Below are 25,573 nucleotides of genomic sequence, written 5' to 3'. Positions count from 1 at the left end.
TTTAAAATTGAAAGTTGAAAATGGAAAATGGAAAATTGAAAATTGCGGTCGGGCAGACAGTTTGCAAACGAAAAAATACACGGTATGCACCATTTGGCACATACCGTGGTTTTTTTATACATTATATGTTTTCAGTTAAATCAGAAGTCCATAATTTCATCGTCTTCAAGAGCAACGATAACATCGTCTGTATCGTCATTCTCAACGATTTCTGCCTCAGAATTACTCTCAAGCTGAACATCTGCATATCTCTGCATACCTGTACCTGCAGGGATAATCTTACCGAGGATAACATTCTCTTTAAGACCGACGAGCGGATCAACCTTACCCTTGATAGCGGCATCTGTAAGAACTCTTGTTGTTTCCTGGAATGATGCGGCTGAAAGGAAGCTGTCTGTTGCAAGAGCTGCCTTTGTAATACCGAGGAGGAGCTGAGTGAATGTTGCCTCACGAAGACCTTCTTCGCCGTTGGCAATACGCTTTTTAATCTGCTCATTCTCGTAAAGAACTTCGTTCTTGTCGTAGGTCTGACCTGACATAAAGCCTGTGTCGCCTGCGTCCTCAACCTTAACCTTACGCATCATCTGACGAACGATAACCTCAATGTGCTTATCGTTGATTTCAACACCCTGTAAACGGTAGGTACTCTGTACTTCCGAAATAAGGTAGTTCATGACTGCCTCGGGTCCGAGAATATCGAGTATATCGTGCGGATTAACAGCACCGTCGGTAATCTTGTCACCCTTTTTGATGTGGTCGCCGTCAAATACCTTTACACGGAAACCGAAAGGAATGAGGTAAGCTCTTTCTTCGCCTGTTTCCTTGTTAAAGATAACAGCGTGCTTTGCGTTTTTGATTTCTTCAAAACGAACATCACCGTCGATTTCACTGATGATTGCAAGGCTCTTTGGTTTACGAGCCTCGAAAAGCTCTTCAACTCTCGGAAGACCCTGTGTGATATCTTCAGCAGATGCAACACCGCCGGTATGGAATGTTCTCATTGTAAGCTGTGTACCCGGCTCACCGATTGACTGAGCGGCAATAATACCGACAGCCTCACCGACAGTAACAGGCTGACGGTTGGCAAGGTTAGAACCGTAGCACTTACGGCAAGCGCCGTGTTTTGCACGACATTCAAGTACCGAACGAATCTTGATGTGGTCAACACCCGAATTAACGATGATGTCAGCCTCTTTGTCGCCCATCATAACATCCTTTGAAACAAGAACATTACCGTTAGAATCGCAGAAGTCATCAAGGAGATATCTTCCGATAAGACGCTCGTGGAGTCCCTCGATAACATTCGATTCGCCTGCTTTGATGTCAAAAATTTCAAGACCTTCTGTAGTACCGCAGTCCTCTTCACGGATAATAACTTCCTGTGATACATCAACAAGACGGCGGGTAAGGTAACCTGAGTCGGCTGTACGAAGAGCTGTATCGGCAAGACCTTTACGAGCACCTCGAGATGAAATAAAGTACTCCAAGATGTTAAGGCCTTCACGGTAGTTAGCTCTGATAGGAATTTCGATTGTTTTACCTGATGTGTTGGCGATAAGACCACGCATACCTGCAAGCTGTCTGATCTGGCTCATACTACCACGGGCACCTGAGTCAGCCATCATGAAGATTGGGTTGTAGCGGTCAAGGTTTTTCTGGAGGGCGTCGGTTACATCGTTAGTAGCCTTTTCCCAGATACGAAGAACTTCTTCGTAACGCTCCTCGTTTGAACGAAGACCCATCATAAACTCATCACGAATAACATCAACTTCCTTCTCTGCCTCGGCAATAATCGCCTTCTTCTGAGGAGGAATAACTGCGTCACAAACGGCAACGGTAATAGCACCCTTTGTAGAATACTTATAGCCCTGTGCCTTAATGTGGTCAAGAACAACGCTTGTTCTTACCGGACCGTGAATTTTGATACATTTATCGATAATCTTCTTAAGACCCGATTTACCAACGAGGAAGTCAACCTCAAACTTGAATCTGTTTTCGGGGATACTTCTGTCGATAAAGCCGAGATCCTGAGGAATAGGATTGTTAAAGATAATCTTACCGATTGTTGTGTCTACAATACCGGATTCGATTTTTCCGTCAATTTCAAGCTCACGGCGAACCTTGATTTTTGAGTGAAGCTCGATGACGCCTGTCTGATAAGCCATCATAACTTCATCAACATCACGGAATACCTTTCCTTCGCCTCTCTCACCGTCCTTATCAAGTGTAAGGTAGTAAGAACCGAGGATCATATCCTGTGTAGGAACTGTAACAGGCTGACCGTCAGAAGGCTTGAGAAGGTTGCCTGCTGCGAGCATAAGGAATCTTGCTTCTGCCTGTGCCTCTGCCGAAAGAGGTACATGGACAGCCATCTGGTCGCCGTCAAAGTCAGCGTTGTATGCTGTACAAGCGAGCGGATGAAGTTTAAGAGCACGACCTTCAACAAGAACAGGCTCAAATGCCTGAATACCAAGACGGTGAAGTGTTGGAGCACGGTTGAGGAGAACAGGGTGTCCCTTGATTACAACTTCAAGTGCGTCCCAAACATTGTCCTTTGCACGCTCAACAGCTTTTCTTGCTGATTTGATATTCTGCTCTGCTTTAGTTTCAACAAGGCGTTTCATAACGAACGGCTTGAAGAGTTCAAGTGCCATTTCCTTAGGAAGACCGCACTGATACATTTTGAGTTCAGGTCCTACAACGATAACCGAACGGCCTGAGTAGTCAACACGCTTACCGAGAAGGTTCTGACGGAAACGGCCCTGCTTACCTTTAAGCATATCCGAAAGTGACTTGAGGGCACGGTTGTTAGGTCCTGTAACCGGTCTGCCTCGTCTGCCGTTGTCGATGAGTGCGTCAACTGATTCCTGAAGCATTCTCTTCTCGTTGCGGATGATGATTTCAGGTGCGTTAAGCTCAAGGAGCTTTTTAAGTCTGTTGTTACGGTTGATAACTCGGCGATAGAGGTCGTTAAGGTCACTTGTTGCAAAACGACCGCCGTCAAGCTGAACCATAGGACGGATATCCGGCGGAATTACCGGAACAACATCGAGAATCATCCACTCGGGACGGTTGCCCGACATTCTGAAGCTTTCAACAACATCAAGTCTTTTAAGGAGTCTTACTCTCTTCTGACCCGATGCAGTTTCGAGTTCTTCTTTAAGTGAAGCGGAAAGAGCATCAAGGTCAATCTCGGCAAGGAGCTTTTTGATTGCCTCGGCACCCATACCTGCTTCAAAGTCATTTTCATACTTCTCACGCATATCATTGTACTCACCCTCGGTAAGACACTGATACTTTGCAAGGTCACGGCAGTCGCCGGGATCTGTTACGATGTACTGTGAGAAATAGAGTACATTCTCCAAAAGCTTGGGAGAAATATCAAGCATAAGGGCAATTCTTGAAGGAATTCCCTTGAAATACCAAATGTGCGACACGGGAGCGGCAAGCTCAATGTGTCCCATACGCTCTCTTCTGACCTTTGAACGGGTTACTTCAACACCGCAACGGTCACAGATTTTACCCTTAAAACGGATTCTCTTGTATTTACCGCAGTGACATTCCCAGTCCTTTGTCGGTCCGAAAATGCGTTCGCAGAACAAGCCGTCTCTTTCAGGCTTGAGAGTACGATAGTTAATTGTCTCGGGCTTTTTAACTTCGCCGTAAGACCATTCTCTCATCTGCTCAGGAGAAGCAAGTCCGATTTTAATTGAGTCAAAAACATTATTATCTATCATTGCATTTCCTCCTTACATATCGTCACTGCCAAAGTCATCGCTGAAATCATCCGATGTGTAGCTGTCCTCTTCAACATCGGCAAGTGAATCGTCAAACATATTGCCTTCTTCGCCGCCCTCGTCAAGAGTGTAGCCGTCCATTGATGTCATTACATGGTCTTCTTCAAATTCCGGATTTGTTGCATCAACAATATCCTCGTCCTCATCAAACTTCTGCTTAATGTCAATTTCCTCACCGTCAGAGTTAAGAACACGAACATCAAGTGAAAGTGACTGGAGTTCCTTAATAAGAACTCTGAATGACTCAGGAATACCCGGAGCAGGAATATTCTGACCTTTAACGATAGCCTCGTAGGTCTTAACACGGCCGACAACATCGTCCGACTTAACTGTAAGAATTTCCTGAAGTGTATAAGCAGCGCCGTAAGCCTCAAGTGCCCAAACTTCCATCTCACCGAAACGCTGACCGCCGAACTGGGCTTTACCGCCGAGTGGCTGCTGTGTAACGAGAGAGTAAGGACCTGTGCTTCTTGCGTGGATTTTTTCATCAACGAGGTGATGAAGCTTGAGGTAGTACATATAACCTACTGTTACAGGGTTATCGAAACGCTCGCCTGTACGGCCGTCAACAAGCCATGTCTTACCGTCCTCGCTGTAACCTGCGTCTTTAAGACACTGGAAAATGTCCTGCTCATGAGCACCGTCAAATACAGGAGTCATAATCTTCCAGCCAAGTGCCTTTGCGGCATAACCGAGGTGAACCTCAAGAACCTGACCGATGTTCATACGAGAAGGTACGCCCAACGGGTTAAGTACGATGTCAAGCGGAGTACCGTCAGGAAGGAACGGCATATCTTCCATTGGGAGAATTCTTGAAATAACACCCTTGTTGCCGTGACGACCTGCCATCTTATCGCCTACGCTGATTTTTCTCTTGAGTGCAAGGTAAACTCTTACAACCTTGTTTACACCGGGCTGGAGTTCGTTTCTGCTGTCTGCACGGGTAAACACCTTAACATCAACAACAGTACCGCATTCACCGTGAGGCACACGAAGAGATGTATCTCTGACTTCTCTTGCCTTTTCACCGAAGATTGCACGAAGGAGTCTTTCCTCGGCTGTAAGCTCTGTTTCACCCTTTGGAGTTACTTTACCGACAAGGATATCGCCTGCTTTAACCTCAGAACCGATCTGAATGATACCGTCCTCGTCAAGATACTTGAGAACATCTTCACCTACATTCGGGATATCTCTTGTAATCTCTTCGGGTCCGAGCTTTGTATCTCTTGCCTCTGTGTCATATTCTTCAATGTGAATTGATGTATAAACATCATCACGAACGATTTTTTCGTTGATAAGAACAGCATCCTCGTAGTTGTAACCTTCCCATGTCATAAAGCCGATGAGAGCGTTCTTACCGAGAGCAACTTCACCGTTTTCGGTAGCGGGACCGTCTGCGAGAACTTCACCCTTCTTAACTCTCTGTCCTCTTGACACGATAGGACGCTGGTTGATACATGTACCCTGGTTAGAGCGGAGGAACTTGATAACCTCAAAGTCCTGAACTCTGCCCGAGTAATACTGTACACGAATGTTACGGGCGTCAACGCTCATAACGATACCGTCTTCCTCAGCGAGGATACAAACGCCTGAGTCTGTACCTGCCTTGTACTCCATACCTGTACCGACGATAGGAGCTTCACTGCGGAGAAGCGGAACTGCCTGACGCTGCATGTTCGCACCCATGAGAGCACGGTTTGCGTCATCGTTTTCAAGGAACGGAATCATAGCCGTAGCAACAGATACAACCATCTTAGGAGATACATCCATGAAGTCGAATCTTTCGGGAGAATACTCTACGAACTCGTCACGGTAACGACCTACGACTCTTGAATGAACAAATCTGCCGTTTTCATCAAGCGGTTCGTTAGCCTGTGCAACAGCGTAGTTATCCTCAACATCGGCTGTCATATAAACAACCTCGTCGGTTACAACGCCTGTTTCCTTGTCAATTTTACGATAAGGAGCTTCGATAAAGCCGTACTTGTTGATACGGGCAAATGAAGCAAGATATGAGATAAGACCGATGTTAGGACCTTCAGGAGTTTCGATAGGACACATTCGGCCATAGTGTGTGTAGTGTACGTCACGAACCTCAAATCCTGCACGATCTCTTGAAAGACCGCCCGGACCGAGGGCTGAAAGACGACGCTTGTGGGTAAGCTCTGCAAGTGGGTTACCCTGATCCATAAACTGTGAAAGCGGTGAAGAACCGAAGAATTCTTTAATTGCCGCTGTTACGGGACGGATATTGATGAGTGAGTTAGGTGAAAGCGACTCCATATCCTGTGACTGGGTTGTCATTCTCTCTCTTACAACTCTTTCAAGACGGGAGAAACCGATTCTGAACTGGTTCTGAAGAAGTTCGCCTACGCAGCGGATTCTTCTGTTGCCGAGGTGGTCGATATCATCTGTATTACCGACACCGTGAGCAACACAGTTGAGGTAGTTGATTGTTGCAAAGATATCGTCAACCGTGATGTGGTTAGGAACAAGCTCATCTGCACGGCTTCTGAGCATTTCCTTGAGGTCATCCTCATTCTCACAGGAATCAAGAATTTCGCAAAGAACATCAAAACGAACATTTTCCTTGATATCACACTCTGCTTCTGCGTCAAAATCAACATAGCAAGCAATGTCAACCATACCGTTTGAAATAACCTTAACGATTGTTTCATCGGCAGCCTTTACATAGGCAATCTTAACACCTGCGTTTTCGATTTCAAAAGCCTTTTCCTTTGTGATTTTTTCATCACGAAGAGCCATAACCTCGCCTGTGCGTGGGTTGGCAATCGGCTCTGCAAGAACCTGACCTTCAAGACGGTTTGCAATACCGAGCTTTTTGTTGTATTTATATCTGCCTACTCTTGACATATCATAACGACCGGGGTCAAAGAACAGGTTGTTTATGTGTGTCTGCGCACTGTCAACTGTCGGAGGCTCAGACGGACGGAGCTTTTTGTAAACCTCGATAAGACCTTCTTCAACATTTGAAGCGGCATCCTTTTCGATAGTAGCTCTCATTCTTTCATCGTCACCGAAATAGTCGAGAATTTCGGCATCCGTGCCAAGACCGAGTGCTCTGATGAATGATGTAACGGGAAGCTTACGGTTCTTATCAATACGAACATAAAAAACATCGTTTACATCGGTTTCATACTCAAGCCATGCACCACGATTCGGGATAACCGTTGTTGAATACAGTTCCTTACCGGTTTTATCGTGATCCATTTTATAGTAAACGCCCGGGCTTCTTACAAGCTGTGAAACGATAACACGCTCAGCACCGTTGATAACGAATGTGCCGCTTGCGGTCATCAGCGGGAAATCGCCCATAAATACATTGCTCTCTTTGATTTCACCCGTTGACTTGTTCAAAAGTCTTGCGGTTACTCTGAGAGCAGCTGAATATGTTGCATCACGAACCTTACACTCAATTACGCTGTAGTTCGGGTGATCAACATCAAGTGTGTAGTCGATAAAATCGAGAACAAGGTTGTCCTGATAATCGGTAATGCCCGAAACATCTTTAAATACTTCTTTAAGACCTTCGTCAAGCAACCATTTGTATGACGCTTTCTGAATGTCGATAAGATTAGGCATATCAATTACTTCATCGATTTTACCAAAACTCATTCTTTCGGTGTTGCCAAGCTTTACGGGTTTGACATTAACCATAGGCGTATCACTCCTTAAAAAATCTATGAAACGGGGCAAGCGGTACTGAAAATCTGCTCATAAAAAGCTCTTGACACAAAAGGATTTTTGTGATAATATCCCCTTGTCGGATAAAGTTTTTTGCGGATTTTCCCGACCTCTTCGGTACATATCCCCATTATGGTACATTTTATTATTCTATATTGAAATAATCAATAAGTCAAGAGAATTTTCGGATTTTTTTCGGATTTTACTGACTTTTTTATATTTTTACAGGTTTTATTTCCCGAAAAGAATTATTTTTCTTTTCGGGCTATTTTTTACATCCAAATGCAACACCCGACACGGTGTATGGTTTTAAACAGTGTAGGTAAACCACCATTCACCTATACCGTCAGTCGCAAGGCTACCGTTTGTTTTGGTTGAACAGCCAAAATAAACAAGCCAATTTTTTGTAAATATTTGTAAATATGAATTTTATATAATAAATGCTTTGGATTAAATCGAACCGATTTTACAATCGTTTCGATTGGCGAACACGGTTCACCGCTACAGTATTACAATCGCTTTGCGGAATTTATAAAGTTTGTTTTTAAATATAATTTCTACTATTAGCAACTGGAATCTGAGTAAAAAATTACGGCATAACCGAAATTTAATCGGTTATGCCGTTTTTATGTTTATGTACCTGAACACCCTTATTCTCGTTTTGACTTTAGATAGTTTTCAAAGGCTTCTTTGATAACTGAATGTTTTTCGTCTTTATCTGCATCACTGTTCCAATCTGTTCCATCTGTTGCGTTTTTTATCATATATGAAGTGCTCCACTCCTTAATATCGTGGTCATATATATCATAAGTTATTTGCTCCATTGTACCATCGTCAACATTAAGATAATAACCGCATCCATAATAACCTCCAATTGGGTAATTGATGTAAAATGCCATTTGTTCTCCGTTGGCAAAATTATAAAAGCTGATTTTGTCGATTGAAAATGTTTTTCCGCTATCATCCTTTGTAACATCCCAATTTTCAATATTATCATAAACAAGTTCAATATATTTAGCATCAGCGTCTGTAATCACGACGGAGCTTTCTGTATTTTCTACTTTTCCGCAGGCAGAGGTCAGTAAAATAATAAACATAGCTGTTATTAAAATAATAAGTTTTTTCATTTTGGTTTTACCTCTCCACATCCGCATGTTCCGACATAATTCTGATTTATCTTTCCGCATTTTGGGCATTGCCATTCACCTGTTTGCGGCTTGGTAAAGGTTATTACTTTTGGCGAACTGCAATTCAAACAATATTTAACACTATCTGCATTTGAGCGTCCACATTTAGGGCATTCCCATTGATTAGATGGAAAAAGACATTCTTTGTTATCAATATTATTTGATCGCGAATTTATATTGTTTAAGTACATATCATATGCTTTGTTTGCCGATGAGTTTACTTTTTGAATTGCACATGCAAAAATTACGGCAATTATTTCGAGAAATGCAGCAATCATCATGCCTGTGATATTTTCATCACGGTGATGATCTATATAAGATGATACATTCATTATAAAGACAATTGTTGCAGCAATTTCTAAAATAATGAATAGAACTACATACACCATTCGTTCAGGGTGTTTTGTATGATAGTCATCCATAAATTCTTCTTTACTTTTAATTCGCTCAGTCTTTCTCTCTGTATGCTGTACATTAAAATTCAGATTTGCATTTCGGTTAGAAAAATTATCCGATACAGAATTTCCTATTTGTGCACCGCAGTGCTGGCAAAACACACTTCCCTCATCAATTTGTTTTCCACATTTTTGACAATACATAATTCTCTCCTTAATTCATAATATATTTTTTGTTGTATTAATTTGTTTTTCAACAATGTTCAATTAACGATTACAATAAGATTATATACTATAGTGTAGGCATTGTCAACACTATAGTGCATATTTTATGCTTTTTATTACATTGTGTGCAAAATAAATGTGTATTAGTATAATTAAAAAGTACCCTAAAGAGCAGGATGAAGCATATGGAACGCACCGAACTTAACAAAAAGATAGGACAAAACATTCGGAAATATCGTTTAAAAATTGATATCAGCCAAGAAAATCTTGCTATGTCGGCAGGTCTTTATCCTGCATATCTCGGCAGACTTGAACGAGGTGAAAAGTGTCCCACAATAGACACACTGTATAAAATATCCTGTGCGCTCGGTATAACAATCAATGAACTTATTTGTTTTGATTCCAAAATCGACTCATCGCCAACTAATAATCAGGCAAAAATGCGAATTGAAGAAGCGTTAAAACAAATTCCTGACACACAACAATTGCGAATTGCAGAAATTGTTGAAAATATCGCAGTCATAATAAAAGAAGAAAAAAATCAGTAGTAGCGGCAGTCAGTGACCACCGCTGCAGTATTACAATCGCTTTGTCGAATTTATAAAGTTTGCTTTTAAATATAATTTCTACCGTTACTAACGGGAGAACACGGTTCTCCCCTACATTTAAACAACAGCTTTTACACAAACAAAAACAGTCGGGAAGACATTGCTTTGCATTTTGCAAACTGTCTTCCCGACATTCATTTTCAATTTTCAATTTTTAATTTTTAATTTTTAATTACTTGCCCTTCCCCATATCATCATATCTGTCCAGAAATGAAACTTTATTATCGCCCTGTTTATATGAAATAATCGTATCTAGGTTGACATTTTCAACGCTGTGGAAAATGTTGCTTTCAATCTGGGGATTGATTTTCTTCAGATTTGCTATAAGCTGTTTTATTTCCTGTCGTTTTGAGCCTGTGTTGCTGTTCGGGGAACAGGTTGTGCAGGTGTCCGTAAAACGGCACGCACATTGAATGAAATTCAGCTTGTTGTAATCTCGCCAATGCTTGATTTCAGCCTCACGAACGAGGTAGAGAGGGCGGATAAGTTCCATTCCCTCATAGTTTGTGCTGTGGAGCTTCGGCATCATCGTCTGAACCTGACCGCCGTAGAGCATACCCATAAGAATAGTTTCTATAACATCGTCATAGTGATGACCGAGTGCGATTTTGTTACATCCGAGCTGCTTTGCCTTTTTGTAGAGATAACCTCTCCTCATTCTTGCACAAAGGTAGCAGGGATATTTGTCAACATTGTAAACAGAATTAAAAATATCCGTTTCAAAAACGGTTATCGGAATGTTCAGCCTACGGGCATTGCTCTCGATTACATCACGATTTTCAACGCTGTAGCCCGGGTCCATTACAAGAAAAACAAGCTCAAACGGAAATTTATTGTGCCTTTTCAACTCCTGAAAAAGCTTTGCCATCAGCATTGAATCCTTGCCCCCCGAAATGCAGACGGCAATTTTATCGTTCGGCTCAACAAGCTTGTACTCGATTATCGCCGCAGTAAATCTGCTCCAAATCGTCTTGCTGAACTTTTTGCGGATGCTTTTTTCAACATCGGTTGCATAGTCCTCATTCTCGAATTGACTTCTCAACCAACTGTAATAACCGCCCTCAAGATTCACGGCATTGAATCCGTCATCACGCAGATTTTCTGCAAGCTCGTCGCTTATCTGACCGCTTTTGCAACAGAGGACAACAAGCTTGTCTTTTGGCAAAAGTGAATTATCCTCTTTGATTTTTGCAAGCGGAATATTCTTTGCACCGTCAATGTGACCGTATTCAAACGAAATTTCATCTCTGATATCGACAAGAGTATATTCCTCGTCAAGCTTTCTCACCTGTTCTATTGTAATCTGATTGTTTTCCGATTTAAACATTCATAACCCTTCAATCTCTGTTTTTGCTGTTTTTTATTGCAACAATTGTTATATCGTCAAATTGCTCCGCATTTTCGGTAAAGTCCGTCAAAGCGTCATAAACTCCGTCACACACACCTCTTGCAGTCTGTTCGGCATTTTGACAGGCAGACACAAATCTATCGTTGCCGAAAAATTCATTATCCGCATTTGTTGCCTCATTCACACCGTCGGTGTAAAGGCAAATTATATCGCCGTTTCCAAATTCAGCGCTGTTCACAACATACCTTGCATCATCAAACACACCAAGCATTATACAGGGCTTACATTCTAAAAATTCAGCCTTGCCGTTGCTCACCGCAACAGGCTTGTTATGACCTGCATTTATGTACAAAAAGCTGTCGCTGTTTTTGTCAAAAATCACGGCGAATGCAGTTACAAACATTCCCTCGGGATTTGACGAACAGAGTTCCCTGTTGATTTCTTCAAATGCCCTGTCGGGTTCTGCATTTTCGGTCATTTTTTCGTGGATAAGAGTTTTTGCAAAAGCCATAAACATTGCCGCCGCAACACCCTTGCCCGACACATCGCCGACTACGGCACATATTCTGCCGTCAGGCAATGCAAAGCAATCGTAAAAATCGCCGCCTACCTGTCTTGCAGACTCCATTCTTGCCGAAACATCAAAACAATCGGCAAAGACAACATTCTTTTCTCTCGCAATTATTCCGTACTGAATCCGCCTTGCAACCTCAAGCTCGGTTTCATTTTTAGCCTTTTCACTCGCAAGGGCGGAATTTTTTTCAACATAAGTTTCTACATCGTGAGCCATATCGTTGAAATAATCAGCCAAAAGCTGAATTTCATCGTCAGAGCCGAGTTTTATCGGCACAAACGCTTTCTTTGTATTTGTGCCGTCAGCCTTGTCGGAAAAGTATCCTCGAATTTTTTCAAAAATCAAAAGTATCGGATTATACATCTTTTTTCTGACAAACCGCATTACAAGCAAGAATACAATTGCCAGCACAACAAACAACGCAAGAACTCGCATTGCAGTATAAAAAATAATTTCCGTATAAATCTGCGTCAGCGAATAGTCCGCACCGATTAATGCAACAGGCTTGCCGTCATTGCCTTGAACTGCTGAAAATGCCGTGTAAAAACTGCCGAAGCTGTCGTTCTGATATTCGTAAGCCGTGACAAGGTTAGGATTTTCCCATGCCTCTTTTTCAGCGTTCCACAAGCTGTGGTCAACCTCTGCACCTGCACTTCTCACATTTAAAGCATTCTCGTTTTCGCTGTCATCATCGGCAACAGTCATAACATATGTAACCTTGTTTTCGTCAAAATTCGGAATGTAAATGTACATATATTCAAGGTGATTCGTCTGACAAATCCACCTCAAGGTCTTAACGGCTTTCCGATATTCTTCGGAATCGGGATTATCAAGCAATGCGTTTATATCGCAGCGTTCAAAAGTTTCTGTTGCAACCTTTGACGCACTTTCGGTCAGCTGTCGTGTAAACCGCCTTGTGCGCTGAATGTTTTCAATGCAATTGAGCGTACCCGAAACAATCACCGCCAAAATAAACAGCACGAGTATGTGAAAGAAAAGCCTTTTGAAAATCGACTTTTTGACTTTTATTTTGCCGATTGGTTTTTCGGATTTTTTCATTAACAGTCACCGCTTTCTTCCCACACACTTTTTCATCTTGTATTTTAACACGAATGTATGATAAATGCAAAACATAATAAATGTCATAAAGTAATTGTCAATTCGTAGCGGCGAACACGGTTCGCCAATCGAAACGATTGTAAAATCGGTTCGACTAAATACAAATTATGTGTTTATTGCAGTGTCGATTAATAATAAAATACTTATGTGTAATTTTATTCGTTTTGGTTTTGCAACCAAAACGATTGGCGAACACAGTTCGCCGCTACAAACAATCCATAATTTTCATCACATCAAAACATTTTAATAAAACAAATAGTTTCATCAATGCGGGCGTCCAATGAACGCCCCTACGGGTTTGCGGCATTTATAAAATTTGTTTTGGCGTACAATTTCTGCCTTTACCTGCGGTCGCAAGGCTATCCCAACAAATAAACAACAACTTCCATATACAAAAACAGTCGGGAAACAATGCTTTTCATTTTGCAAACTGTCTGCCCGACCACAATTTTCCATTTTAAATTTTCCATTTTTAATTAAGCAAAAACAGCCGACTGCTTTGCAATCGACTGTTTAATAATCGGATTATATATCAATTACCATCTTGCGTCAAGTTCGGCTTTGGTGGCTCTTTTTTTCTTTCTTGCGACATATCTTGAATATCTTGAAAGCTTTCTGTCACGAAGGAAGAATACAAAAGCAATTGCGCCGAGGATAACTGCAACAAGCACAAACCAAAGACCTACATTTGCGGATCTCTGAACTGCGGCAACAAGAGTCGGTGTGCTTGCGGCATTTGACTTTGCAAGAGCCTTGTCGGCAGACTTTACGGACTGAACGGCAACGCTTGACGCTGTGTCCGAGTAGTTCTGATTCTTTTCGTTTGAAAGAATGAACTGCGACGCACCTGTTGAAGAAGGCATCTCAATCGGAGCAGCTGAAACCGCCGGAGAAACCTCACCGCTTACAACCTCTGTTTTGGGGTTTGCAACTGCGTTGTCGCTGAACAGTGCGTTGTATGTTTTCTCATCAACAATACCTGTTGAATCGAGTGAATTCTGATTCTGGAAATTTGCAACGGCCTGCACTGTATATTCACCGTAGTAGCCTGTTGCATCCATTGCAAAGTAGCCGAGTTTTATAAGCTGCTGCTGAATTGCAGTTACTTCATCGTTTTCGTCACCGTTCTGATACTGAACTGCCTCTGTTACAGGCTCTGTTGTTGCCTCTGTGGGAGCAGTTGTTTCTTCTTCGGGCTTGTCCTCAGTCTTTGTTGTTGTATCGGCTTTTGGAGCTTCGGGAGCATTCTCCGAATAAAGTGTATTTCTCGAATCGCCTGCAATACCGTCAACTGTAAGACCTGCAGCTTTCTGGAATGCCTTATAAGCCTCTTCTGTTGCGTCACCGAAGTAACCGTCAACTGCACCGTCATAATAGCCGAGGTCAGCAAGTCTTTGCTGAATCTTCTTTACCTCAGCACCCGATGAACCGTTCTTGTAAACACTCGGTGTGTTGCTTGAAGATGATGAGCTGCCTGATGAACTTGAAGAACCCGATGAGCTTAAACCCGATGAGCTTGAACCCGATGAACTGCTTGACGAAGTGTTTGAAGGAGTCTTGCTCGATCTGCCCTGTGAGTCAAAGTAATATGTAGTACCGTCAATTGTTCTTGAAGTATTTACAATGTACTCGCCGTTTTCGTAGTAGTAGTAGTTGCCGTTAAAGCTTTCCCAACCGTTTGTTACATATGAAACTGCGGCAAGCTTGAACCAGTATGTCCAATTGTTATAACCGCCGATTGCCTCATAGCAAACACCGTATTCATCACCTCTTGCGTCAACCTCCATACCGTTGCCGACATAGACACCGACATGACCGGGACGCCAAAGTCCAAGACCGTGAACATTAGGAATGCCTGCGCTTACCGAACCTGTTTCGGTAGCTGTTTCAAGCTGTGGATTACCGCATCTTTCGCCGCCGGCATATGAATAGATAAGACCTGAACAGTCAACTGCTCCGGGGGTTGAACCGCCGTAAACATATGACCATCCGCTGTTATAGGCATTGAGTGCCCATTCTGCAAGACCTGCACCCGTGCCTTTTGCACCGGCAGAAAATGAAGAACCGAATACGCATACACTTGAAAGTGTGAGAACACTCAGAATGATTGCAGTAATCTTTTTTATTCTCTGCATCGTTAATTACCTCCATTTTTATCAGAGAGTCAAAGCTCTTACAGAAAAATAACGACCGACTCAAAGTACAGTCCGTTTTAATCTGTACGGAAGATTTGACCGAAAAATTGTTACCAAATCTGACAGTAAATTACAAATCAGGTTACACCTTGATAACAACATTGTAACCATTATAACATCACTCTTTTAAAAAATCAACCCCAAAGCCCGTATTTTTTGCTAATTCAGAAAATTTGATGCAGTTTCACTCACAAAATCTTCATTTCAAGCACCAAATTAAAGCGAATTATTACAAAATTTGTAACCTTTTGTAATATTTACAGCGTACCGTCAACATAAATTTCGCATTAAAAAAGCAACTCCCGCACCAAGCATTTGGAGCGGGAGCTGCTTTTATTCGGTTTCCGTAATACAATTATGAAAATATGAAAAAATAGAGGAGAGAAAATTTCAATATGAAATTTGGAAATCAATCAACGGTCAGTAATGTTAAAATACCTTTAAAAAGCGTCGCATTACTGATATTCACAAACACTTGCCCATTTGAGAAGGAACTCTCTCTCTTCGGGTTTGCCCTTAACAGACTGTGATGCGGCTACAATCGGAAGCCAGCGGTCAACATATTGACGGGCTGTGTCGGTCTTTGTGCAGTAAAGCTTCATATACTTTTCTGCAAGCTCTTCCTGATGATTCAAACGGAACAAGAGGTAAGTTCTTGCGGCATCGGCTGAACCGTTACCCTGTGTTGCGTGTGACCAGTCAATAACATACGGTGTACCCGACTCGTCAATGATAACATTACTCGGGTTGAAATCGCCGTGACAAACCTTTGTGTGGTTCGGCATACCGTTAAGACGGGTTTCAAGCTCATATCTTGTTGTTGCGTCAAGGTCGGTTTCGCTGATTTTGCGTTTCATCTTATCCTTGAGTTTGTTAAGCAACGGTGCTTTTTGGCTGAGGATTTTAACCTGAATGTCAACAAAGAGATTGAGGTATTCGTCCTCTTTTTCGGGATGCTCTGCCATAAGCTCCGCAAGAGTTTTGCCCTCGATGAAGGTGGAGATGATTGCCCATTTTCCGTCAATCTTTGTAACCTCTTCAATTTTCGGAATATTGAGTCCTGTTTCCTCAACTCTCGCCTGATTAAGAGCCTCGTTAAGAATATCTGATTTCGGATAACACTCGTCAAAAACTTTGGCTGCAAGCGCACCGTCTTTATAAACTACCTTGTTCTCTCTTTTTGCTAGAACTGTATCTAATTTCATAATAAAGCCCCTTTCGCTTTAAAATATTAAAAATTCATCAAGCAATCTTTCATTGCTTCGGTTATATTATACAACAATTTCAGGGGTTAGTATAGTGTAAAAATAACAAAATAATTTTAATTTTCTTTGTGCATTTAGCAAATGCAAATAAAATATTTTTTACCTTTCAAACAAAAAGAGCAAGATATTTTATGCGAAGTGCATAAAAATTTGTTAAACTTTTAACTAAATATTTGTGAAATTTTTAACATTCTTTTGTGCATTGTGCATAATAGTTTGTAATATTAAAAGCATATTACGCCCGAGCGGAAGGTTTAATTAAATGTAAAATTGAAAATGGAAAATGGAAAATTGCGGTCGGGCAGACAGTCTGTAATGCAAAAAAACATATTATGCCCGAGCGTAGCATTGCAATTGTTCGCACAATCCTGTAGGGGCGTTCATTGGACGCCCGCACGGCGAGCCGCCGTACCCAATTCGTGCAGATAGTTTGTAAATATCCAAAAACATATTATGCCCGAGCGGAAGTTTATTTAAATTGAAAGTTGAAAATGGAAAATTGCGGTATTATCCATATACAACAAAACACCCTGCCACGGGGGCAGGGTGTTTTATAATTATGCATTACGAGATAGATTAAACAGTCTCGCTGTTGTTGCCATAGTAAGCATTGAGGTACATCTGCTTGATTTCCTTGAAGAGCGGATATCTTGGGTTTGCACCTGTGCACTGGTCATCAAATGCCTGCTCTGTCATAGCGTCAAGACGGTTGAGGAAGTCCTCTTCGTCCGGAACATAATCCTTGATAGAGTTCTTGATGCCGACTCTTGCCTTGAGGTCGTTAACAGCCTTGATAAGGTTTTCAACGCTCTCTGTATCGTTCTTGCCGCCGAGGCCGAGGTAACGAGCTACTTCAGCATAACGAGCGAGTGTGTGCGGGTGATCATACTGTGGGAATGTACCCATCTTAGCAGGAACTTCTGCTGAGTTGAATCTGATTACCTGCTCAAGCATAAGTGCGTTAGCAATACCGTGCGGTACATGATGGAAAGCACCGAGCTTATGAGCCATTGAGTGACAAACACCGAGGAATGCGTTAGCGAATGCCATACCTGCCATTGTAGCAGCGTGAGCAACCTTCTCACGAGCAACAGGCTCGTTCATACCGTTGTCATAGCAAGCAGGGAGATACTCGAAGATAAGCTTGAGTGAACGGAGTGCAAGACCGTCTGTGAAATCTGTAGCCATCATTGAAGCATAAGCCTCAAGTGCGTGAGAAACAGCGTCGATACCTGATGCAGCTGTAAGTCCCTTAGGACCGCTCATCATGTTGTTAGCATCAACGATTGCCATTTTAGGCATAAGCTGATAGTCAGCGAGCGGATACTTAACGCCTGTATTCTGGTCTGTGATAACTGCGAAAGGAGTAACCTCAGAACCTGTACCTGATGATGTTGGGATAGCAATGAAGTATGCCTTCTCACCCATCTTCGGGAATGTGTAAACTCTCTTACGGATATCGCAGAAACGCATAGCCATATCCTGGAAGTCAACTTCCGGATGCTCATAGAGAACCCACATAATCTTGCCGGCATCCATTGCTGAACCGCCGCCGAGTGCGATAATGCAGTCAGGCTCAAACTTACGCATAGCCTCTGCACCCTTCTGAGCTGAAATAAGTGATGGGTCAGGCTCAACATCTGCGAATGTTGTATATGTGATGCCCATTTCATCGAGCTTGTCTGTGATTGGCTTTGTGTAGCCATTCTTATAAAGGAATGAGTCAGTAACGATGAATGCTCTCTTCTTACCCATTACATCCTTGAGTTCCTGAAGAGCTACAGGCATACAGCCCCTCTTGATATAAACCTTTTCAGGTGCTCTGAACCAAAGCATATTTTCTCTCCTCTCGGCAACTGTCTTAATATTGATAAGGTGCTTGCAACCAACATTCTCAGAAACAGAGTTGCCGCCCCATGAACCACAGCCGAGTGTGAGTGAAGGAGTAAGCTTGAAGTTGTAAAGGTCACCGATACCACCCTGTGAAGAAGGTGTGTTAACAAGGATACGGCAAGTTTTCATTCTTGATGCGAACTCGTCAATCTTTGCTCTTTCGTTTACAGCGTCAACATAAAGTGAAGATGTGTGGCCGTAACCGCCGTCAGCAATAAGGTGCTCAGCCTTTGCAATAGCATCTTCAAAATCTTCAGCCTTGTACATAGCGAGTACAGGAGAAAGCTTCTCGTGAGCAAACTCTTCGCTGATGTCAACTGATTCTACCTCACCGATAAGAACCTTTGTTTCCTCAGGAATTGTTACACCTGCAAGAGCTGCGATTGTAACAGGCTTCTGACCAACAATCTTAGCGTTAAGAGCGCCGTTGATGATGATAGTCTTTCTAACCTTCTCTGTCTCTTCCTCGTTAAGGAAGTAGCAGCCACGAGCCTTGAATTCCTTCTTAACTTTGCTGTAAATCTTCTTTTCAACGATAACAGACTGCTCTGAAGCACAGATCATACCGTTATCAAATGTCTTTGAGTGGATAATTGAGTTAACTGCGAGTAAAATGTCAGCTGTTTCATCAATGATAGCAGGTGTGTTACCGGCGCCAACACCGAGTGCAGGCTTACCTGATGAATAAGCAGCCTTAACCATGCCGGGGCCACCTGTTGCGAGGATGCAGTCAGCTTCCTGCATAAGTGTGTTTGTGAGTTCGAGTGAAGGAATATCAATCCAGCTGATGATACCCTCCGGAGCGCCTGCCTTAACAGCAGCTTCAAGAACAACCTTGGCAGCCTCAATTGTGCTCTTCTTAGCACGGGGATGCGGGCTGATGATGATACCGTTTCTTGTCTTAAGACAAACGAGTGTCTTGAAGATAGCGGTTGAAGTTGGGTTTGTTGTAGGAATAACGGCAGCGATTACACCGATTGGCTCAGCAATCTTCTTAATGCCGTAAGCCTTGTCTTCCTCAAGAACGCCGCAAGTCTTAACATTTCTGTAAGCATTGTAAATATACTCAGATGCGAAGTGGTTCTTGATAACCTTATCTTCTGCAACGCCCATGCCTGTTTCTTCAACAGCCATCTTAGCAAGCGGAATTCTCATCTGGTTAGCAGCAGTAGCGGCAGCAAGAAAAATCTTGTCAACCTGCTCCTGTGTGTAGGTAGCAAAAATTTTCTGAGCTTCTCTTACTCTTGCAAGGGCAGCTTCAAAGCTTTCTGCGTTATCTACGATAGGATACTCTTTTGTACTCATTTAATCTACCTCTTATCTTGCATAATTATATTAGATTCAGCAAAGCTGAAAATGATATCAAATTAATTTGCCTCAATTACTCGGCTTTCTCGGCAGCCTTACCGCTTGCCTTTGTTGCTTTTGTTGAAGAACTGCCTAAGTCAGCCTTGAATTTAAGGTTGTTTTTCTTAGCATAGTTCTGGGCATATGAACCGCTTGCTCCGTGGATTGTAACTTCCTTACTGCATTCAGCGAATACATTGTCGGGAATACTTGTAATACAAGCCGGAATTGTAATGTCTGTAAGCTCACGTGACTGATAAAAAGCATATTCATCAATCTTTGTAAGTTTACCGCTGTCGGGAAGGACAACATTGTTAAGTGCCGCACCCGAAAAAGCTCTCGGTCCGATTTCTTTGAGTGTACTCGGAAGCTTGATTTCTCTTAACTCAGAGCAGTTAAAGAACACGCTGTTGTTAAGGATTTCAAGACCTTCGGAAAGATTTACCTTTGTGAGGCTGTGACAGCTTGAAAAGGCATAATCTTCAATTTGCTTGATACTTGACGGAATTGTTACTTCCGTAATTTTGGAGTCATTGAACACACTTGCACCGATTACGGTAACTTTGTAGTTCTTGTAGCTTTCGGGAATTTCAATAACCGTGTCAGAACCTGTGTACTTTGTAATCATAAGTTCTTCCTGATTGATAATGAAAAATCCGAAATCTCCGTTTGTAAGGTCAGGCTCTGTCGGCTCAACCTTGTAGCCGGGCTTACTGCTGTTTGATGATGTGTTGTCGTCACAACCGCATCCTGAGAGTCCGACCGCTGCTGATGCGCACATTGTGCACGCCATCAGAAAGCAAAGAATTCTTTTCATTTTTCTGGATCCTTTCAATCGTTGTTTTAGAATTTAGCTAATTCTCGATTGATTCTATTTTATCATCTTTGTTAAATATTTGTCAATGTTTTTTTGACCATTTTTCTACTTTTATCGGGTTCAATAATAATTACAAAAAGATTACACACTTATTGTTGCACTTCTCACAAAAAAGATAAAAATCCCGTAAAATCCGCTGTTTTTTGCGGTGAAAAATGTAAGAAAAATCCTCAGAAACTGCCGTTTTCGGCATATCATTGACGAATCAATCGACCAATGTCATATTTTCACAATAGGCGTTGTAAAATCAAGACCGCTCCTTTTTGGAATTTCATACGCAAGTGCCGAAATATCGTAGGCTAAAATGTCCTTTTCAAGCAATGCCTTTGTGTTGCCGCCTGTTCTGATACCGTTGCTTGCTGAGGTGACAATATTCAGTCGGCAGTCTTTGAGCAATTCCGCCCCCTCGTTTGTAAAACCTAAAACACGGACATACTCAATCGGGATTTGCGTATGAGCTTTTTCAATTCCGAGCAATGCACAGGCGAGTATTCTCCGTATGCGTGCATGAGTGTAGCGCTTTGTCTTTACAAGGTCGGCAATTTCTGATGAGGTACTGCAACGCACTGCCGCATCGGCAATTCTGTTTTCAAGCCCCTCACCCACATCGGGCAGTTTTGCAATGTCCTCTCTTGTCATAGTACGCAGGCGGTACAATAACGGTCTGTCAAGATTTTCGGAGAATGTGATTTCATCGGGAATGTACGGAGCGTACTTCTTCGCATTTTCACCGTTACGCAGCATTTCTCTTATGTGTGACGCAGACGCAAAGCCCTCCCCCGCAATTCGGCTGTCGTGTGCAACACCTGTTCTTGCAACCGAGAACGGCTCAACACCCGTACCGTTCAATGCCTTTATATATTCAACGCCAAGAATATTGTTTGGTTCGCAGAGTACGGACGAAATCTCATCACCGAAAACCGTTTTGACGGCATTTTCAAGTTCACGGGGGTAGTATCCGCCGTTTTTCATTCCGTCACGCACAAGAGCCTGTACCATTTCATCACAAACAGCATTTGCGGATTTTTTGAGCAATTCGCAGTCACCGCTTTCACTGCCGAAAGCAAGATGATTTGTGCATTCAAAAGCCGACGCAATCGCAACACCTGCCTTTGCAAAGCCCTCAGCCCCCGAAAGTGAGAACACAACGGGCAGTTCAAGCACCAAATCCGCACCGTTTTCAAGGGCAGATTTTGCACGGACAAATTTGTCGCACACAGCAACCTCACCACGCTGGGTAAAGCTGCCGCTCATAATTGCTATGACCGGCTCTTTAAGCACATTTTTTGCACTTTCGAGCAAATATTTATGACCGTTGTGAAACGGATTGAATTCGCAGATGACAGCTGTTGCCATAACTATTCCTCCGAAGCCTTTATTTCGCATACATATTGTAAAAAACACTTGAAAACATACATAATTTGGAGTATCATATGTATGTGTGACCTGTCAATTTTGAAAAGTCTTTTTCTGATTTACATTATAGTATAAAATATGACGACAGGCAAATATATTTCTTATATTTTAAACTGAAAACAACTACCAAAGGGGACGATTGTAATGAAAATTCTCGTAATCAACGCAGGCAGTTCCTCGCTCAAGTACCAGCTTATTGATACTGACAACGAGGCAGTTCTCGCAAAGGGTAACTGTGAAAGAATCGGTCAGAACGGTGCTTTCATTGGTTTTAAAACACCCGACGGCAAAAAAATCAACCGCAAAACACAGATGCTTAATCACACTCAGGCTTTTGAGGCTGTTAAAAATGCACTCATAGATCCCGAATACGGTGCAATCAGCGATTTGTCCGAGGTTTCCGCCGTAGGTCACAGAGTTGTGCAGGGCGGTGCGTACTTTGACAAGTCGGTGCTTGTAAATAACTCGGTAATCAACAAAATCAGAGAGCTTGCTCCTCTTGCACCTCTTCACAACCCTGCACACCTTCAGGGCATTGAGGCCTGCACAAGAGTTTTCGGTCCGAAAGTTCCGCAGGTTGCGGTTTTTGATACTGCTTTTCACCAGACAATGCCCGAAAAAGCATTTATGTATGCAGTACCTTACAAATATTATGAAAAGTTCGGTGTAAGAAAGTACGGCTTTCACGGCACATCTCACCGTTATGTTTCCGAAAAAATGGCTGAACTTATGGGCAGAAAAAAGGAAGAGCTCAAGCTTATTACCTGTCACATCGGCAACGGTTCTTCAATCACAGCCGTAAAGGGCGGTAAGGTTATCGACACTACAATGGGACTTACTCCTCTCGGCGGTTTTATGATGGGTACCCGTTCAGGTTCACTTGATCCGTCTGTTATCACATTTATCGCTGAAAAAGAGCATCTCACTCCCGAGGAAATGTCAAAGATTCTCAACAAGGAATCGGGTCTTTTGGGCATTTCGGGCGTTTCGTCTGACGACCGTGATGTTTGTGCAGCCGAGGCAGACGGCAATATGAGAGCTCACCTTGCCCACGAAATGCTTTACTACCAGATTGCAAAGTACATCGGCAGTTATTATGTAGCGCTCGGCGGTTGTGACGGCATCGTATTCACGGCAGGTATCGGTGAAAACCAGCCTATGCTCCGTGAAAAGGTTTGCGACTATCTTGAATGCCTTGGCGTTAAGTTGGATAAGGAATTCAACAAGCAGGCTACATGCGGTGTTACAGGCACACTCTCAACTCCTGATTCTGCAATCAGAGTTGAACTCATTGCAACCGACGAAGAAATGGTTATTGCAAGAGATACAAGAGCCATTGTTGAGGCACTTTAATTGAAATAAATCTGCTACGCAGTAAATATTACATAAGAAAACAGGTTGTCATATGACAGCCTGTTTTTTGTTTATGGTTATTTTACGGCGAGCCGCCGTTCCCCTTTCGTGTAGACAGTTTGCAATGTAAAAAACATATTATGCCCGAGCGAAAGTTTTTTGAAATTGAAAGTTGAAAATGGAAAATTGAAAATTGCGGTCGGGCAGACAGTTTGCAAAATGCAAATCATTGTTGCCCGACTGTTTTTGTATATATAGAAGTTGCGTTTAAATGTATGGGCGGATATCATCCGCCCGCAAGGCTACCACTACTGCAAAAACTACGAATCCGCAACTGTTCCGTCCGTCACGGTGTCGCTTGTATCCCTGAATAAAAGTGTAATGCACCAGATTGCGGAAAGTCCGACAAGGATATAAACAATACGGCTTATGATTCCTGTCTGTCCGCCGCAAATCCACGCAACAAGATCAAACTGAAAAATGCCGACACTTCCCCAGTTGAGTCCGCCGATAATAAGAAGCGTCAATGCTATTTTATCGAGCATTCAAAGTCCTCCTTTGTATTTGCTGAAAATAGTATTGACGCAATTTTTCGTTTTATTCAATTTAAATCAGAATTTAATTAACAATGCAAGGAGCAAAATCAGCACTCCGAGGAAAATTACCGCACCGCCGATCATTCTTGTGATTTTTACGGCTTTCTGAATTTTGAATTTTGAAATCATATTTTCAGTGGGAAACGGAAGAATAATGAGCATAATTCCGAGAATTACACAGCTTGCAAGTGCGACGGTAAGACCGACCTCTCTTGCAAACGAGAGCATAAAAAGTCCGATTGGAATTCCGAACACACAAATCATATTGATTACCGCAAACAGCTTGCCGAAACGCTCGCCCTTTTCGTAAAATTTATTTGCTTTAATATGACACTCATCATCACAATACTGGTCAAAATACGATATCTGTTTTCCGCAGAATTCACATTTTTTCATGGACACACCTCGTTGTTTCATTTTAAATCGTTCACAAAATATTTTAACACACAAATCGACATATTTCAACTTGAATAAATGTACATCTTCGGGTATATGCTTTGTTGAAAAAATTTTTGCAATGTGGTATGCTGAAAAGAGGTGATTTTATGGAGAGCTTTTTCGTTGCGCTTAATGCGGTTCTGCCGATGTTCATAATGCTTTTCATCGGTTTTCTTGTGAGAAAATTAAAAATTTTGCAGGACAGCTTTCTGCCTCAGCTTAACAAAATTGTTTTCAATGTATTTTTTCCGTTTCTGATGTTCCATAACATCTACGGTTCAGATTTTTCAAGCGTTTTCAGCCCAAAGCTGCTTGCCTTTGCGGTTATTGGCGTATTCACGATTTACTTTTTGTCAATCGGGTTTACACTCCTTGTTGAAAAGTCAAATTACAGCCGTGGTGCGATGATTCAGGCGATTTACCGCAGTAATTTTGTCCTTATGGGACTTCCGATTGCGGCGAATATTTTCGGCAAGGATAAGCTTGGCATGACAGCCGTGCTTGTTGCTGTTGTTGTTCCGATTTACAATATGCTTGCCGTCATCACGCTTGAAATTTTCAGAGGGCAAAAGATAAATGTGCTGAAAATTTTAAAAGGCATTGCCAAAAATCCGCTGATTATCGGCTCTGCACTCGGACTTTTGTCTGTTGCGTTCAATATAAGCCTTCCGGAAACAATTGACAAAACGGTTTCGGATATTGCGGCGGTTGCAACTCCGCTTGCGCTGATTGTACTCGGTGCGTCTGTCACATTTGACAGCATAAAAGGCTGTTCACGCAACCTCATAATCTGCATAATTGCAAGACTTGTTGTTGTGCCGGCACTTTGTCTGGGTACGGCGGCGCTTATAGGAATCAGAGGTGTTGACTTTGTGTCGCTTATCGGACTTTTTGCATCGCCGTGTGCGGTTTCGTCATTCACAATGGCTCAGCAAATGGACAGCGACTTCAAACTTGCAGGTGCGGCGGTTGTGTTCACTTCGGTTTTAGCGTGTTTCACGATGTTTTTGTGGATTTTCTTCTTCAGACAGGCAGGTTTCTTTTGATAATCTGCATAAATTTCAGACACATGATTTATTCAATGTGTAAAGTTAAACGATATTATTACTATCAATAACAAAAAATAGTATAACAGTCTTGACTTTTATTACTGTTAGTGTTAAAATATTCGCATAGGGTAACGGTTTACAGGAAATGACTTGAAATCCTGCAAGGTTAAACTGTTATTTTATTAA

Annotated in this window: 16 protein-coding genes; 3 read left to right on the top strand and 13 right to left on the bottom strand. The window is 42.3% G+C overall.

What is annotated here, in order from left to right:
- Positions 1–140: 140 nt before the first annotated feature.
- The 4 genes from rpoC to WMO31_RS06795 form a co-directional block, all read right to left on the bottom strand.
- Complete coding sequence (gene rpoC / locus WMO31_RS06810; protein ID WP_101106262.1) at positions 141–3,734, bottom strand: DNA-directed RNA polymerase subunit beta'; 3,594 nt, start codon at positions 3,732–3,734, stop codon at positions 141–143.
- A gap of 15 nt (positions 3,735–3,749) precedes the next feature.
- The gene (rpoB, locus tag WMO31_RS06805) at positions 3,750–7,475 is read right to left on the bottom strand and encodes a DNA-directed RNA polymerase subunit beta (protein ID WP_337943666.1); all 3,726 of its coding nucleotides are present in this window, start codon (positions 7,473–7,475) and stop codon (positions 3,750–3,752) included.
- A gap of 677 nt (positions 7,476–8,152) precedes the next feature.
- Positions 8,153–8,629 carry a hypothetical protein gene (locus tag WMO31_RS06800; protein ID WP_367999435.1) on the bottom strand — a complete coding sequence of 159 codons (477 nt, stop codon included), beginning with the start codon at positions 8,627–8,629 and terminating at the stop codon, positions 8,153–8,155.
- On the bottom strand, positions 8,626–9,288 hold the full coding sequence (locus tag WMO31_RS06795; protein WP_367999434.1) for a zinc-ribbon domain-containing protein: 663 nt from the start codon (positions 9,286–9,288) through the stop codon (positions 8,626–8,628). The genes WMO31_RS06800 and WMO31_RS06795 overlap by 4 nt, the downstream gene beginning before the upstream one ends.
- 206 nt (positions 9,289–9,494) lie before the next feature.
- Here WMO31_RS06795 and WMO31_RS06790 point away from each other — a divergent pair, with 206 nt between their 5' ends.
- Complete coding sequence (locus tag WMO31_RS06790) at positions 9,495–9,857, top strand: helix-turn-helix domain-containing protein (RefSeq protein ID WP_021882624.1); 363 nt, start codon at positions 9,495–9,497, stop codon at positions 9,855–9,857.
- Between the two features lie 232 nt (positions 9,858–10,089).
- Here the strand turns inward: WMO31_RS06790 and WMO31_RS06785 are convergent, their stop codons facing one another.
- The 7 genes from WMO31_RS06785 to WMO31_RS06755 form a co-directional block, all read right to left on the bottom strand.
- Positions 10,090–11,244 (bottom strand): PP-loop family protein, encoded by a 1,155-nt coding sequence (locus tag WMO31_RS06785; RefSeq protein WP_295184290.1) that lies wholly within the window; start codon positions 11,242–11,244, stop codon positions 10,090–10,092.
- A 10-nt stretch (positions 11,245–11,254) separates the two neighbouring features.
- Entirely contained in the window at positions 11,255–12,898 is a 1,644-nt protein-coding gene (locus WMO31_RS06780; protein ID WP_367999433.1) for a PP2C family protein-serine/threonine phosphatase, read from the bottom strand.
- Positions 12,899–13,494: 596 nt separating this feature from the next.
- Positions 13,495–15,093 carry a C40 family peptidase gene (locus tag WMO31_RS06775; RefSeq protein WP_367999432.1) on the bottom strand — a complete coding sequence of 533 codons (1,599 nt, stop codon included), beginning with the start codon at positions 15,091–15,093 and terminating at the stop codon, positions 13,495–13,497.
- A gap of 515 nt (positions 15,094–15,608) precedes the next feature.
- Positions 15,609–16,358 carry a phosphotransferase gene (locus WMO31_RS06770; RefSeq protein WP_021882616.1) on the bottom strand — a complete coding sequence of 250 codons (750 nt, stop codon included), beginning with the start codon at positions 16,356–16,358 and terminating at the stop codon, positions 15,609–15,611.
- Positions 16,359–16,994: 636 nt separating this feature from the next.
- On the bottom strand, positions 16,995–19,616 hold the full coding sequence (gene adhE, locus WMO31_RS06765) for a bifunctional acetaldehyde-CoA/alcohol dehydrogenase (RefSeq protein WP_015522840.1): 2,622 nt from the start codon (positions 19,614–19,616) through the stop codon (positions 16,995–16,997).
- A 76-nt stretch (positions 19,617–19,692) separates the two neighbouring features.
- Positions 19,693–20,475: a leucine-rich repeat domain-containing protein gene (locus WMO31_RS06760; protein ID WP_367999431.1), complete on the bottom strand. Its 783-nt coding sequence runs from the start codon at positions 20,473–20,475 to the stop codon at positions 19,693–19,695.
- 279 nt (positions 20,476–20,754) lie between these two features.
- On the bottom strand, positions 20,755–21,891 hold the full coding sequence (locus WMO31_RS06755) for a tRNA(Met) cytidine acetate ligase (RefSeq protein ID WP_367999430.1): 1,137 nt from the start codon (positions 21,889–21,891) through the stop codon (positions 20,755–20,757).
- 204 nt (positions 21,892–22,095) lie between these two features.
- On the opposite strand from WMO31_RS06755, the gene WMO31_RS06750 reads away from it, so the two are divergent.
- Positions 22,096–23,304, top strand: coding sequence for an acetate/propionate family kinase (locus WMO31_RS06750; RefSeq protein WP_304016702.1), 1,209 nt, complete (start codon positions 22,096–22,098; stop codon positions 23,302–23,304).
- 320 nt (positions 23,305–23,624) lie between these two features.
- On the opposite strand, the gene WMO31_RS06745 is transcribed toward WMO31_RS06750, so the two are convergent.
- Both WMO31_RS06745 and WMO31_RS06740 read right to left on the bottom strand, forming a co-directional pair.
- Complete coding sequence (locus WMO31_RS06745; RefSeq protein WP_021882621.1) at positions 23,625–23,849, bottom strand: DUF378 domain-containing protein; 225 nt, start codon at positions 23,847–23,849, stop codon at positions 23,625–23,627.
- Between the two features lie 66 nt (positions 23,850–23,915).
- The gene (locus tag WMO31_RS06740; protein WP_046433085.1) at positions 23,916–24,296 is read right to left on the bottom strand and encodes a hypothetical protein; all 381 of its coding nucleotides are present in this window, start codon (positions 24,294–24,296) and stop codon (positions 23,916–23,918) included.
- A 149-nt stretch (positions 24,297–24,445) separates the two neighbouring features.
- Between WMO31_RS06740 and WMO31_RS06735 the strand changes: the two genes are divergently transcribed.
- Complete coding sequence (locus WMO31_RS06735) at positions 24,446–25,384, top strand: AEC family transporter (RefSeq protein WP_367999429.1); 939 nt, start codon at positions 24,446–24,448, stop codon at positions 25,382–25,384.
- Positions 25,385–25,573: the final 189 nt, after the last annotated feature.

The organism is Ruminococcoides intestinale (assembly GCF_040095935.1).
Lineage (GTDB): Bacteria > Bacillota > Clostridia > Oscillospirales > Acutalibacteraceae > Ruminococcoides > Ruminococcoides intestinale.
This window is presented reverse-complemented; position numbering and strand designations above follow the sequence as displayed.

Coding starts and splice junctions, on each gene's coding strand:
- rpoB (WP_337943666.1), bottom strand. CDS start 7,475: ATGGTTAATGTCAAACCCGTAAAGCTTGGCAACACCGAAAGAATGAGT.
- WMO31_RS06800 (WP_367999435.1), bottom strand. CDS start 8,629: ATGAAAAAACTTATTATTTTAATAACAGCTATGTTTATTATTTTACTG.
- WMO31_RS06795 (WP_367999434.1), bottom strand. CDS start 9,288: ATGTATTGTCAAAAATGTGGAAAACAAATTGATGAGGGAAGTGTGTTT.
- WMO31_RS06790 (WP_021882624.1), top strand. CDS start 9,495: ATGGAACGCACCGAACTTAACAAAAAGATAGGACAAAACATTCGGAAA.
- WMO31_RS06785 (WP_295184290.1), bottom strand. CDS start 11,244: ATGTTTAAATCGGAAAACAATCAGATTACAATAGAACAGGTGAGAAAG.
- WMO31_RS06780 (WP_367999433.1), bottom strand. CDS start 12,898: ATGAAAAAATCCGAAAAACCAATCGGCAAAATAAAAGTCAAAAAGTCG.
- WMO31_RS06775 (WP_367999432.1), bottom strand. CDS start 15,093: ATGCAGAGAATAAAAAAGATTACTGCAATCATTCTGAGTGTTCTCACA.
- WMO31_RS06770 (WP_021882616.1), bottom strand. CDS start 16,358: ATGAAATTAGATACAGTTCTAGCAAAAAGAGAGAACAAGGTAGTTTAT.
- adhE (WP_015522840.1), bottom strand. CDS start 19,616: ATGAGTACAAAAGAGTATCCTATCGTAGATAACGCAGAAAGCTTTGAA.
- WMO31_RS06760 (WP_367999431.1), bottom strand. CDS start 20,475: ATGAAAAGAATTCTTTGCTTTCTGATGGCGTGCACAATGTGCGCATCA.
- WMO31_RS06755 (WP_367999430.1), bottom strand. CDS start 21,891: ATGGCAACAGCTGTCATCTGCGAATTCAATCCGTTTCACAACGGTCAT.
- WMO31_RS06750 (WP_304016702.1), top strand. CDS start 22,096: ATGAAAATTCTCGTAATCAACGCAGGCAGTTCCTCGCTCAAGTACCAG.
- WMO31_RS06745 (WP_021882621.1), bottom strand. CDS start 23,849: ATGCTCGATAAAATAGCATTGACGCTTCTTATTATCGGCGGACTCAAC.
- WMO31_RS06740 (WP_046433085.1), bottom strand. CDS start 24,296: ATGAAAAAATGTGAATTCTGCGGAAAACAGATATCGTATTTTGACCAG.
- WMO31_RS06735 (WP_367999429.1), top strand. CDS start 24,446: ATGGAGAGCTTTTTCGTTGCGCTTAATGCGGTTCTGCCGATGTTCATA.